7 protein-coding genes are annotated in these 14733 nt (G+C 34.8%); all 7 read left to right on the top strand.

The genetic code is table 11. The features are described from left to right. Window positions 1-6 precede the first annotated feature (6 nt). The 7 genes from PMI10_RS15350 to PMI10_RS15320 all read left to right on the top strand — a co-directional run bounded on the left by PMI10_RS15350 (window position 7) and on the right by PMI10_RS15320 (window position 14688). Window positions 7-2466 (top strand): pectate lyase family protein, encoded by a 2460-nt coding sequence (locus tag PMI10_RS15350; RefSeq protein WP_007809621.1) that lies wholly within the window; start codon window positions 7-9, stop codon window positions 2464-2466. Between the two features lie 180 nt (window positions 2467-2646). After that, complete coding sequence (locus PMI10_RS15345) at window positions 2647-4668, top strand: aceric acid hydrolase (RefSeq protein WP_007809619.1); 2022 nt, start codon at window positions 2647-2649, stop codon at window positions 4666-4668. Between the two features lie 28 nt (window positions 4669-4696). Further along, complete coding sequence (locus tag PMI10_RS15340) at window positions 4697-5605, top strand: alpha/beta hydrolase (protein WP_007809617.1); 909 nt, start codon at window positions 4697-4699, stop codon at window positions 5603-5605. Between the two features lie 29 nt (window positions 5606-5634). Further along, a complete protein-coding gene (locus PMI10_RS15335) occupies window positions 5635-6627 on the top strand; it encodes a pectinesterase family protein (RefSeq protein WP_007809615.1) in 993 nt (330 codons plus the stop codon). 983 nt (window positions 6628-7610) lie between these two features. Next, window positions 7611-10838, top strand: coding sequence for a SusC/RagA family TonB-linked outer membrane protein (locus PMI10_RS15330; protein ID WP_007809613.1), 3228 nt, complete (start codon window positions 7611-7613; stop codon window positions 10836-10838). Window positions 10839-10864: 26 nt separating this feature from the next. Then, window positions 10865-12895 (top strand): RagB/SusD family nutrient uptake outer membrane protein, encoded by a 2031-nt coding sequence (locus PMI10_RS15325; protein ID WP_007809611.1) that lies wholly within the window; start codon window positions 10865-10867, stop codon window positions 12893-12895. An 89-nt stretch (window positions 12896-12984) separates the two neighbouring features. Then, entirely contained in the window at window positions 12985-14688 is a 1704-nt protein-coding gene (locus PMI10_RS15320; protein ID WP_007809609.1) for a hypothetical protein, read from the top strand. Window positions 14689-14733 lie beyond the last annotated feature (45 nt).

Raw genomic sequence — 14733 nt, 5'->3', positions numbered from 1 at the left:
ATCAAAATGATAAAGAAATTTTTAAGTGTTGCTATTTTGGCAATGCTTTTGTCTGCAAACGGGCAGGCACAATCAGTTGGGAAAACAACTGAAAAACAAATTGTGAAAGTCGATTTCGATTTTTCGGGACGAAGAGTAGAAGAAGTAAGTGATCCTCATTATAATTCATGGCCAATAACGGAACAAACCGAAGCAGAAAAATCTTTTAATAATGTAACTTTCAAATTAAAAGGAAATTTTTCGTCGAAATGGTTTAAAGTCGGAATGAGTGCACCATTTTACAGCCGATTAGCAAGTGATGGTTTAGTAACCGATAAAAGTTTGGAACTTACGATAAACGGATTAAAAGCAGGCCAACATTCATTGCTTACTTTTCACAATACTTTTGATAAGATTGAAGGAAAATCTTTTGCGCCGATAAAAATATATATAAACAATAAATTGGTTGAAACGGTAGCTTCGAGCAACAGAGCAACTTCGACTATTGAAGCTGCAACGGCTTACATTGAATTTAATGCTCAAAAGGGAAAAAATACGGTTATTCGTTTTGAAACAGATTCGAAAGATGCCAATTCAATTCAGCAAATGGTAATCAACGGATTTGAAATTGATACACCAAATCTTAAGAAACAAGCACATACTTCAAAACCTGAAAACGGAGATGAGCATGTAGTTTTAGAAGATAAATTTATGCTGAATTGGGAAGCTTCGAAAGATGCTGTGGCGCACAAATTATACTTTGGAACAGATAAAAAAGCAGTTACAGCTGCAACCGAAAAATCAGCAGAGTTTAAGGGAAAACAAACAGATACTAAATTTGCAGTTTCTGATTTGTACAGTATGACTACATACTACTGGCGTGTTGACGAAGTTGATGCCAAAGGAAATACAACTTTAGGAACTGTTTGGTCATTCAAACCTGCACAATTGGCTTTTCCGGGAGCTGAAGGATACGGGCGTTTTGCCGTAGGTGGAAGAGGAGGAAGAGTCGTTGAGGTTATGAATTTAAATGACAGCGGTCCGGGAAGTTTAAGAGCTGCCGTAAACGAAGGAACTGGTCCTAAAACGATTGTATTCAATGTTTCGGGAAATATAAAATTAGAAGATCGTTTAGTAGTAAATAATCCATATATCACCATTGCCGGACAAACAGCTCCGGGAGAAGGAATTACGATTAGCAAAGCTCCGGTTGGATTGACTGGTAATGATGGTATAATCCGATTTTTGAAAGTGAGAATTGGAAGCGGGAAAACGTATGACGGAATGGGTTTAACCGGAGCCAATCATAGTATTATTGACCACTGTTCAATCAGCTGGACAATCGATGAATCTTTCAGTTCGCGTGGAGCACACAACATTACTTTGCAACGCACGTTAATTTCTGAAGCGTTGAATGTTGCGGGACATGACAAATATGAAGTGGGTAAAATGCATGGATTTGCTGCTACTATTGGCGGAGATGTGGGTAGTTTTCATCATAATTTATTGGCACATAACTACGGAAGAAACTGGAGTATTGGCGGAGGTTTAAGTGGAGATGGATATTACACGGGGAGAGTAGATATTACCAATAATGTGGTTTACAACTGGGGAAAAAGAACGACTGACGGAGGCGCTAATGAAGTAAATTTTGTAAACAATTATTATAAACCGGGAGCTTCTACAGATATTTTTGTTGCATTAAATGCACAGCATGAGGGAGTTGGAAAAGGAATGCAGCGTTATTATTTCAATGGAAATATAATGCCGGGCTATTTTGATGAGAAATCTCAGGAGAAAGGAAGAAAAATGACGATTTCAAATAAAGAAATTGTTGAATATGAAACTTTTGTTGATAAACCATTCTTCGAATCTTATGTGAAAACAGAAAGTGCTCAGGCAGCTTATAAAAATGTACTTTCGGATGTTGGAGCAAGCGAGCCATTTTTTGACAAGCATGATAACCGAATCATTGATGAAACTTTGAAAGGTACTTTTACCTATAAAGGAAGTAAAAGCGGATTAGGTGGAATGATTGATTCTGAGAAAGATTTGGGTGACTTAGGCGATTATGCCAGCGAAACACGTCCTGCAGATTGGGATACCGATCATGATGGATTGCCAAATTGGTGGGAAACAGCAAGAGGATTAAATGAGAATTCTAAAGCGGGAGATTTTGCCGATACGAATTTGGATACAGATCAAAATGGTTTTACACAATTGGATGAGTATTTAGACTGGATGGCACAGCCTCATTTTTTCATAAATTCAGGTGAAAAGAAAGAATTTTCGGCAGCTGACTACTTTAAAGGATATGAGAAAAAACCAGTTTATACTTTCTCTGATCTTAAAAACGGTAAAATAATTTTGAAAGGAAAAGATATTCAGTTTACTGCTATAGAAAGTGGATTTGCTTCTGTTGTAATTACAGTTAAAGATGAAGATGGAGATTCAATGAGCCGCCAGATAAATTTCTTTGTTAAATAAAAAAGCTCGCCACGAATTACACGAATTTTCACGAATTATTTTTTCACTATTTCATTAAAAAAATAATAAAAATTCGTGGCAAAGAAAAAAATCTGCCGAATCTGCAAAATCTGCGTGCTAATTATTTTTCACGTAGATTTTGCAGATTGAGCAGATTCTAAAAATTAAATAAAAATCAAAATGAAAAAGAATATCATTTTATTATCAGCTATACTTTTTTCAACAGTGATAATTGCTCAAAATAAGGGTTTGGTAGCGAATTCTGAAAGTCCTTATTCAAAATTGCAGAGTGTAGGATTGCAGGATGTGAAATGGACAAACGGTTTCTGGAAAGAACAATTTGATGTAGAAACCAAAAATACGCTGCCGTATATGTGGGATTTGTATCATAACGATGAAGTTTCACACGCTTATAAAAACTTTGAGATTGCTGCGGGAGAAAGCAAAGGAACTTTTAAAGGACCTTCATTTCATGATGGAGATTTTTATAAGATTTTTGAAGGAATGGCAGCGACTTATGCGGTAACTAAAGACAAGAAACTGGATGCCGAAATGGATAAAGCGATTGCGTTGTTTGCGAAAGCACAGCGTAAAGATGGCTACTTACATACTCCGGTTTTGATAGACGAACGTTGGGGAACCTTAGGCCCTGAAGAGGTAAAAAAACAATTGGGTTTCGAGAAATACAATATGGGGCATTTGATGACGGCTGCCTGTATTCATTATCGTGCAACCGGAAAAACCAATTTTCTGGAAATTGGGAAAGGCGTAGCAGATTTTCTATATGACTTCTATAAAAAAGCATCTCCAGAATTAGCAAGAAATGCCATTTGTCCTTCACATTATATGGGAATTGTCGAAATGTATCGTACAACGAAAAATCCAAAATACCTGGAATTGGCGAATAATCTAATTGATATCAGAGGAACGACCAATGACGGAACCGATGATAATCAGGATCGAATTCCGTTTAGGCAACAAACCACCGCAATGGGTCACGCTGTAAGAGCCAATTACCTTTATGCAGGAGTTGCCGACTTATATGCTGAAACTGGAGAAAAGAAATTACTCGATAATCTGGAATCTATCTGGGATGATGTGACGTACCGAAAAATGTACATTACAGGGGCGTGTGGTTCTTTGTACGATGGTGTTTCGCCTGATGGAACTTCTTATAATCCAACCGATGTACAAAAAATTCATCAGGCGTACGGAAGACCTTTTCAATTGCCAAATGCAACTGCCCATACCGAAACCTGTGCGAATATTGGAAATGTGTTATGGAACTGGAGAATGCTTCAGATTACCGGAGATGCCAAATATGCTGATATTGTAGAACTTGCTTTGTACAATAGTGTTTTGTCTGGAATCAGTCTGGAAGGAAAGGAATTCTTCTATAATAATCCGCTGAATGTTTCTAAAGATTTGCCTTTCAAACAAAGATGGAGCAAAGAACGTGAAGGTTATATTGCCCTGTCGAACTGTTGTGCGCCAAATGTAACCAGAACCATTGCTGAGGTAAGCAATTACGCGTATAATTTTTCCAAAGAAGGTTTGTATGTGAATTTATACGGAAGCAATAATCTGAATTCAAAAACACTTGCGGGAGAAAAAATTGAAATAGAACAGCAAACCAACTATCCTTGGGATGGAAAAATAACCTTAAAAATCGTAAAAGTTCCAAAAGAGGCATATGCTTTTTTATTGAGAATTCCGGGTTGGAGTCAGGGGACAACAATTTCAGTTAATGGTAAAAATATAAATGATGCAATTGTTTCAGGATCGTACCAAAAAATAGCACAAAAGTGGAAAAAAGGAGATGTCATCGAATTGAATATTCCAATGCCGGTGGAATTGATGCAGGCCAATCCATTAGTAGAAGAGGTAAAAAATCAGGTGGCTGTAAAAAGAGGGCCGATTGTATATTGTCTGGAATCTAATGAACTTCCTGCAAATGTGAAAGTAAATGATGTTGTTTTGGATTTGAATTCTAAATTCACTACTGATTTTATCAAAATAGACAACAGGGAATTGTTGAGTATAACTGCCAGTTCGTCCATTACTCCGGATAATTCCTGGGATAAAAAATTGTACAAACCTATTTCTGCAAAAGATAATAAAGAAGTTACTGTAAAATTAATTCCTTATTTTGCGTGGGGAAATAACGGTAAAGGCGAAATGTCTGTTTGGCTGTCGCACTAAATCTTCACTTTATAAATCTAACTTTAAAATGAGAAAAATAATAATGATCCTCTTGCTTATGACAATTATTAAGAGTCAGGCACAGGATTTTATACCATTGTGGACAAAAGGCAAAATGCCAAATTCCAAAGGATTAATAGTAAAAGACAGTATCAATAATGAGCGTGTAATGCAGGTAGGAATGCCGGGTATTCACGCTTTTTTTACTTCAATTCAAGAGAACAAAGGAGCAGCTGTTTTGATAATTCCGGGTGGAGGTTACCATCATTTGTCGTATAATATTAGTGGTTTTCAATTGGCAAAATGGTTCAATACAATGGGAATTAATGCTTTTGTATTAATACATCGATTACCGATTTCGCCGGACCTCAAAGAACGGGAAAAGGCACCTTTGCAAGATGCGGAAAGAGCCATGAGGATTATTCGTAAAAATGCTGTCAATTGGAAAATTGACAGCAATAAAATTGGTGTAATGGGCTGTTCTGCCGGAGGTCATTTAGCGGGAAGCCTGGGGACAATCAAAGATGATTTTTCTATAATTGGCGATGAATATGACGGTTATTCTTTTAAACCCAATTTCATGATTTTGATCTCTCCGGTAATCGATATGGGTAAAGAAACACATAAAGGAAGTTTAGAAAATTTGCTTGGACCAAATCCATCTGCAGAATTAATTAAAAAATATTCTTTGCAGTTTCAGGTAAGTGATTATACACCGCCAACTTTTATTGCACACGCTTTTAATGATAAAACGGTATCTCCAAAAAACAGTCTGCTTTTTTATGATGCTTTGCTGTCAAATAAAATTCCTTCGAGCCTGCATATATTTAATGAGGGCGGTCATGCCATTGCACTAAGAAATAATCCCGGATCAACAAATTTATGGACAAATCTTTGTGAGCAATGGCTGATGGAAATAAATATCCTGAAAAACTAAAATTTATAATCTAACTACATCTATAACTTATGAAATACATTATAACTTTATTTCTGACTTTTAGTTCTATAATAATATCTGCCCAAACAACCGATAACCGATTTGAACTGACAGTGGCTCAGGATGGCTCCGGCGATTTTAAAACCATTCAGGAAGCCATCAATAAAGTGAGAGATCATGCCGAAAAGCGAGTTGTCATTACAATTAAGTCTGGCATTTATAACGAAAAAGTAGTGATTCCTGCTTTTAAAAGAAATATTACTTTAAAAGGAATTGACAAGGAGAAAACGATTATTTCATATAATGACTATTCGGGAAAACCTTTCAGAGGGATTGATGTTACGGGAGATACAAAATTCAGTACGTATACTTCTTATACTTTATTGGTTCAGGGAAACGATTGCTCTTTAGAAAATTTGACTGTAGAAAACACAGCCGGTAAAGTCGGCCAGGCAGTGGCGTTGCATACAGAAGGAGACAGGGTAGCTGTTAAAAATTGTTCAATTTTAGGAAATCAGGACACTTTGTACTTAGCCAAAGGAGGAACCAGAAATTATTTCGAAAACTGTTATATTAATGGTACAACAGATTTTATTTTCGGAGCGGCTACTGCTTATTTTTACAATTGTACTGTCGAAAGCCTTAGTAATTCTTATGTGACGGCTGCATCTACTACACAACAAGATAAGTGTGGGTTTGTATTTGTCGATTGTAAGCTAACGACGAAAGACAATACGGTAGATAAAGTTTTTCTGGGACGTCCATGGCGACCTTATGCACAAACAGTTTTCATTAATACAGAATTAGGTTCGCATATTGTTTCCGAAGGATGGAATCCATGGAAAGGGGATAAAAATTTCCCGGATAAAGAAAAAACTGTTTTTTATGCGGAATATGGTAGTAAAGGTGATGGTGCAAAAGATATATCCAAAAGAGCTTCATGGTCACATCAATTGAAAAAATCCGATCTTAAAAAATATGATTTGGATAAAGTGTTGAATGGTTGGAATCCTAAATTATAAAATAATGACAATTGCTTTTTTCGCGCTATTAGTTTTAAATCTAAGGTGATACAATTTATTTAATCGGAGATTCAACAATGCAGATTATTCATTGGAAAAAGAGTATAAAAGTAAAAATTTCTTCAGGTTGGCTGGAGACAAGTGTTTTAGCCTTTTTTTTTTCGGAAAGACAGTGAAAAAATTGTAAAAATAAATTTAAAATAAGTTTATATACTGTTTTGACAATAGAGTTTAATTAAAAAGAGTTTGCTAAAAGTGTTTTAAAAGACATTTTAGCAAACTCTTTTTAAATTGTTCAGATTCCGCAGTGTTTTGTAATTAGTTGACTGTCGGGGTTTAAAGTATCGAATAACTGGTAGCATAAATTATAAAAGAGCTGTTTTTCTTCTTAGGATATTTGTTCCGGAATTTATATTTGCATGAAGCTATTAACAAGAATTTACCTTTAAAAGATACAAAAAAATATTTTTTTTATGTTTTTTTAAATAATTTTATTTGCTTTAAATTTTGACTGGTGTAGGTTTTTTAATTCAAAAAATGATTTCGCCATTATACTAATTAACGAATTAGTATTTTAAAAATTTCAATTGATTACTACTTTTCGAATATTCAATTTTTATATTTTGAGAGACATTTTGTTAAATTCGTTTCTTTCGGGATGTATTTTCTTACCTATTGGTTTTCAAATCTCATTAAATTCAATTTTTTAGCTTCTTTTATTTGTTTAATATATTTTGTTTCTCCCTTTTTTGCTGATATGATTTTTTTATCTCAATATTTTTGATAATTATATTTAGGCAGGATGCAACAGGACAGTTCTGTTACGCAATCGTTATATTTTTGGAACTAATAATAAATGTATTTTCAACGTTTAAAATTTTTTGCAAGCATCTTATCCTTTAATATGCAGCAGTATTTAACTGTAAAAGAAAATACTTTTTTATAAACTAACTAACCTAACTATTAATTAAAATCAAACATTTATGAAACAAGCACTTATAAAGAGATGTAGTTTTATTTTGTTTGCACTAATGAGTATGCTCACTTATGCTCAAACCGCAAGCAGTCAAATTAAAGTAACAGGAACTGTTACAGACAATTCAGGAGGCCTTATACCAGGAGTAAATGTTACTGAAAAATCTTCAAAAAACACCGTTACTACAGATTACAACGGAAAGTATGAAATTAGTGTGAAGCCTGGTGCAACATTGGTTTTTTCTTTCATCGGAATGAAAAAAATAGAAATTCCTTTGTCGGGTCGTACTACTGTTGACGCTAAACTACATGAAGATTCTAATCAACTAGACAATATTGTTGTTGTAGGGTATACAAGTCAAAAGAAAAGTCATCTTACAAGTGCTGTAGAAAGTGTAAAGATGAGCGAAATAACAGATTTGCCAGTTGGAGATTTAGGTACAGCTATACAAGGAAGGGTTCTTGGAGTAGGGATATCAGGAGGATCTACCAGACCAGGAGTTAAGTCTAATTTGACAATACGCCAGCCTTATTCTTTGGCTAAAGACGGAGGAAATACCAATCCATTATATGTTATTGACGGGGTTTTGCAGACTACTGCTGACGGTTTAAATGATAGTACGCTTTTTGATAATTTAGATGCATCAGAAGTAGAAAGTATCTCTTTTCTTAAAGATGCTGCGGCAGCTATTTATGGATCACGTTCTGGTTCAGGGGTAGTTTTGGTAACGACTAAAAGAGGGACTAAAGGAGATCCAAAATTTTCGTATAGTGGTTCTTATGGAGCCAATGATAAGACATATCAATCAAAAATGCTGAATGCTTATGAATTTGGACAATACGTTAATATTATGAATGGCTCTAATGGATATAATCAAACTTCGACAGATCCACAATATTTCTTTTCACAAGACGAATTAGACTATTTTAAAACACTGCAAAATACTTATTTAGATGATGAGTGGAAGCCATCTTATAACATGCGTCATAATTTAAACGTAAGCGGAGGTTCTGATAAAGCTACTTATTTTGCTGGAGCCTCTTATTACAAACAAAATGGAAATTTAAGTACTTTAGACTATACTAAATGGAACTTTAGAGCCGGTACTGATGTAAAATTAACAAATAACTGGAAAGCGGGATTACAATTATCCGGTTACTATTCTGATCAGGTAAAAACATTCAATAAAATCGGTGGAGAGAAAGAAGAAAATGATTATAATGAATTATTAACTCATATTCCTTATATACCTAATTATGTAAATGGAATGGCAATTGAGTTACCTGGAAATACAGATGCAAATCAGCGTTATCATTATTCGGAAATTAAACGTTTGAATAATCTTGCAGAAACTACTGCAAATACAATGACGATAAATATGTATACGGAGTACAAAGTTCCTTTTGTTAAGGGATTGATGGCCAGAGGTGCATATGCCCGTAACATGGGTAATACCAGAGGTACACAAGTGGGAACAACATATACTTTGTACCAGTTTAAAGGTTTAGGGGCTAACGGTCATATTTTTAATGATGACATTACTGACGCTCCAATTAAAACCACTAAATATTCTAACGGTGATTTATTGTTATTTGATAATACAACAATATTATCAGAGCAATTAAATTTTACTCTTTCATATGATCGCACTTTTGGGAAACATAGTATAAATGGTTTATTTGGAATAGAAAAAGCTGAAGCTACTTCAAACAAAGAACGTGTTTTAAAAACAAATGTTTTAGAAGGGACAAATGGACAATTTAACACTGCTACTGGTACTATTGATGGAACAACTACAAAAAATGAAAGTGGTTCATTGTCATACGTTGGAAGGTTAAACTATGCTTATGATGATAAGTATTTAGTCGAGTTTTTATACAGAACAGATGCTTCGACTAAGTTTTCGCCGGAAAATTATTGGGGTAACTTTTATTCTGCATCTGTGGGTTGGGTGGTTTCTAAAGAAGATTTCTTTGATTCTTCGGTAATAGATTTTCTTAAATTTAGATATTCAGTAGGTTTATTAGGAAAAGATGATACAAAAGCTTGGCAATGGAGACAACGATATACTTTTCAGGCAAATAAAGGAGGTGTATTTGGAGGAAATGGAGATATGACTAATGGATGGAAAATGGAAGCTTCTCCAAATCCAGATGCTACCTGGAGTGATGAAGTAAAAACTAATTTTGGAATTGATACCAGATTTTTAAATAATAGATTGTCAGCTACAGCAGAAGTGTATTATAATATTGGAACAAATTTACTTATGAATGTAACAGGTAATTTACCTTTTACAATTGGTGGGACTGTAGCGGCTCAAAATTATGGCAAAATGGATACTTATGGGTATGAATTGGCTTTGGGTTGGAATGATAAGATTGGACAAAATACAAGTTATGGTATTGATCTGCGTTTTGGCTGGTCTGGTAATAAATTGATTAAAGGGGACTTTAATAATGAAGATATTTTAAAACCATGGAATCCAAAACCAGGAGAATCAACTGATAATGGTGTTTGGGGGTATGATTATCTAGGAATGTTTAAATCACAGGCAGATATAGACGCTTATGTAAGTGAATACAAAATTACAGCAGTTAAAAATATTGAGGGGAGTGCTTCATATTCACCATCTCAACTTAAACCAGGAATGTTATATTATAGAGATATAAGAGGAGCTTATTTAGGAAACGGTCAATTTGCGGCGCCAGACGGTATTATTGATGTAAACGATCAGGTAAGATTATCCAGAAAATCTAATAGTCAATACGGATTAGGGACTACTTTACGTTTTGCTTATAAGTCATTTAGCTTAAATACAGTAGTGAATGCTTCTTTTGGAGGTTGGTCTGAAATTGGCAGCGACGCCAGAAAACCATTAAAAACTAAAATACCTCAAATTGTAGATAATACAGTATCCATTTGGAATGATATTTATGATCCAACACTTAATCCTAATGGTTCAATGCCTAATCCGGCTTTTGCGGATATTAATTCAGTATCATCTAAATTTTGGGAAGTTGATTCTTTTAGAATAGCATGTAGAAATATCACGCTTAGTTACGCATTACCACAAAAAGCTTTGAAAGCTATTAATATGAGTAGTTGTAAATTAAATTTTGTTGCACTTAATCCTTTTAACATTTATAATCCATACAGTTTTCAGGAGGCAAATGGTAGTTATTTGGACTATCCTACCCTGCGTACGCTATCACTGGGATTAAATGTAGGATTCTAATTTAATGATTATTAAAAATTAAGATTATGAAAATAAAATATATAAAAGCGATAGGTTTGTTTACTCTTTTGGCAACCTTTTCACTAACAAGTTGTAATGATGATTTTCTTGAAGAAAAGAAAGATTACGCTGGTGTAAATGAAGATGTATTTAAAGTACCTGCATTGGCTTCACAATATGTAGATTATGTATACAGCTTGTTTTTACCTGGTAATAATGCAGCTATTAACACATGGGATTTGGCAGCTGGAGGAAATGATGATTTTTCTCAAACAACTGAAGAGTTGGCAGGAGAAGTTAACTGGAATAAGCCCTGGACTTCAATATCACCTCTTAATGCACATTGTTTACCATATATAGGTAGCAGAGTCTCTTCAAGTATTGCTAATAATACCTGGACACGTCTAAGGCAAATTAATATTTTCTTAGATGGAATTGATAAAAACGGTATGGCTGATGCCGATAAAAATCCTTTGAAAGGACAAATGTATTTTTGGAGAGCTTATCAATATTATGAAATGGTAAAATTGTACGGAGGTGTTCCAATCGTTTTAACAGCACAAAATCCTATTATTGATGAAGGCTCAACTGAAGCTGAAGTTCCAAGAAGTTCTACTTCTGAATGTATTGAACAAATTATTTCAGATTTAGATAAAGCACAAGATTTATTAAAGGATGTGACATGGTCAAGTGCAAATTGGGGAAGAATTACCAGTGGTGGTGTAGCAGCTTTCAAAGGTCGTGTATTATTGACTTGGGCGAGTCCAATTTTTAATCCAACAGATGATGTACAACGATGGAAACGTGCTTATGATGCCAATCTTGCAGCCAAAACACTTTTAGAAAGCCAGGGAAAAGGCCTTTTTGTTGCAGGAGGTGCTGCAAATGGTGTAGCTTGGGGTAATATGTGGTTTACTGAGGTTAATAATCCGGAGGCAGTAATTGTTTATGGTTTTAATAATTCAGCAGCAGCAAATCTTCAAAAAAATAACGGTTGGGAAAGAGCTGTTCGTTCTAAAGCTTCTGGTGGAAATGGTGCGATTTCTCCAACTAAACAAATGGTAGATGCCTTCCCGATGGCTGATGGTAAAAGTATAGTAGGAAATGCGGCTTATAATCCAGTATTGTTCTATAAAAACAGAGATCCAAGATTTTACAAAACTTTTGCTTATAATGGTGCAACTTGGAAATTTACTGAAAATACAGCCTTTAAACAATGGACTTATACATGGTATTCTAAAGCACCTACAGTAGCTGCTCCAAATCCTGATAAAACTACGGAATCACTTGGCGCAAATTCAAGTGGGATATATTTGAGAAAAGCTACTAATGAAGGAGCAAGTAATGCTACCGGTTACCTAAATAGTGGTACAGATTATATGGAAATGCGTTTTGCTGAAGTAGTTTTAAATTTAGCTGAATCTGCAATAGGTATTAATAATTTAGCAGAAGGTAAATCGCTAATCGAATCAGTTAGAATTCGTGCAGGAATTACCAATGGAGATGGTCATTATGGTTTGGCAGATGTTACTTCAAGAGATCAGCACTTTGCAGCGGTGCTTAATGAAAGAAAAATTGAATTTGCATATGAAAATAAACGTTTTTACGATTTAAGACGTTGGAAACTTTTTGAAGATGGACCAACTACTGCAAGATTGGGAGTAGCTCCTTTAAACGGGACTAGAAGAACAGGTTATTTTATTGTTGCTAAAAAAACGGATGGTACAAAATATATTGCAGCGACAGATCCTTTCTTAGCAAATGCTGCCGGAGTAGCTCCAATAGTAAACAGAGATCCTGTTTTCCCTTATACCATTCCTGCAACAGGAAAAAATCCTGGTACAGTAATACCGAATTATGATGCCTATATAGATTATTTATATACCAATTATTTTGATATTGTAGAAAAAGATAATTTAGATCCTACAACAAATAATTGGAAGTTTATCTGGTATAGTCAATATTATTATTTTGGAATATATCAATCATTATTAGATTCTTCTCCATATTTAGAGCAGACTCAAGGTTGGGGTGGTTCATTTGATCCGCTTAAATAATTACTATTAAAACTCTATATAAACAATCACCTGTATTCCTAAGATACAGGTGATTTGTTTAAAAAACGATTATATAATTAAAAATTAACATGAAAACAACCACATTATCCATTGTATTTCTCTTGTTTTTAGGGACTATAGAATGTTTTGCCCAGTACCCAAAAATAAGTCCTGAAATGGCAGCACAATCTAAAGCTTTTATAGATGAAGCAGATAGACTTTCTGATGAAGCATGGGAAAAGGCACTTGTAATTATTGAAGAAGAAGCTAAACAAGGTAAACCTTATATTCCGTGGGCATCCAGACCAAACGATTTACCACAGGCATCCATACCTGCTTTTCCAGGTGCTGAAGGAGGAGGTATGTATACTTATGGGGGGCGTGGTGGAAATGTTTATATCGTTACAAGTCTGGAAGACAGAGGACCGGGAACTTTACGTGAAGCTTGTGAAAAAGGGGGAGCCAGAATCATTGTTTTCAACGTTTCGGGAATTATTAGAATCAAAGCCCCTTTAATTATTCGTGCGCCTTACATTACTATTGCAGGACAAACTGCTCCAGGTGATGGTATCTGCGTAGCTGGTGAATCTATTTGGATTAACACTCACGATGTCGTTATTCGTCATATGCGTTTCCGTCGAGGTGAAACTTTCGTTGGTCGTAGAGATGATTCAATAGGAGGGAATCCAGTTGGGAATATCATGATAGATCACGTTTCTGCTACTTGGGGATTAGACGAAAATATGTCTATGTACCGACACATGTACAGTCCGGGTGCAGGTTATCCTGATGAAAAGAAACCAACTGTAAATATCACAATTCAAAACAGTTTGTTCGGTGAAGCATTGGATACTTACAATCATGCTTTCGGAAGTACTTTGGGTGGAGAAAATTGCTCTTTTATGAGAAATATGTGGGCGAGTAATGCTGGTAGGAATCCATCTATTGGGTGGAACGGTATTTTTAATTTTGTAAATAATGTGGTTTATAACTGGTACAACAGATCTACTGACGGAGGAGATTACACAGCCAATTATAATATCATTAATAACTTTTACAAACCGGGACCAGTAACTAATTTAAACGAACCTATTAGTTACAGAATTTTAAAACCGGAATCAGGAAGAAGCAAATTGTCTTATATGGTTTTTGGTAGAGCATACGTAACAGGAAATATAGTAAATGGTAACGAAAAAGTAACCAAAGACAACTGGGATGGCGGTGTTCAAATCGAAAATAAAAAAGGGGAATTAATGGGTTATGATGAAGCTAAAACTTATTTCGATAAAATGAAAAGCGACAGACCATTTCCAATGCCTTGGTTTTCTAAAATCATGAAAGCGGATGAAGCTTATGAGTATGTTTTGAAAAATGTGGGGGCAACTTTACCATTGAGAGATAAAGTAGACGAAAGAATCATTAGAACTGTAAAAACAGGCGTTCCTGAATATGCAAAAGGATTAGAGAAAAAAACATTCTATCAATTTGAGCACAGACGTTTGCCGATGGATTCATATAAACAAGGTATTATAACCGATATTTCTCAAGTAGGCGGATATCCGGAATACAAAGGGAAGCCTTATGTAGATACAGACAAAGATGGTATGCCAGACAAATGGGAGAAAAAATATGGACTAAATCCAAATGATCCTTCTGATGCAAAAGGAGATTTAAACGGTGACGGATATTCTAATATTGAAGATTACATCAACGGTGTAAACCCTGCGATAAAAGTAGATTGGAAAGATTTAGCTAATAATAAAGAGACTTTAGTTAGGCCTTTATTAGATTAATTCAAAAATCTCAAGTCAAAATTTGATAGCATTTTTGACTTGAGA

It is taken from the genome of Flavobacterium sp. CF136 (assembly GCF_000282055.1).
GTDB lineage: Bacteria > Bacteroidota > Bacteroidia > Flavobacteriales > Flavobacteriaceae > Flavobacterium.
The sequence above is the reverse complement of the archived record's forward strand: the minus strand, read 5'-3'. Positions and strand labels throughout refer to the sequence as shown.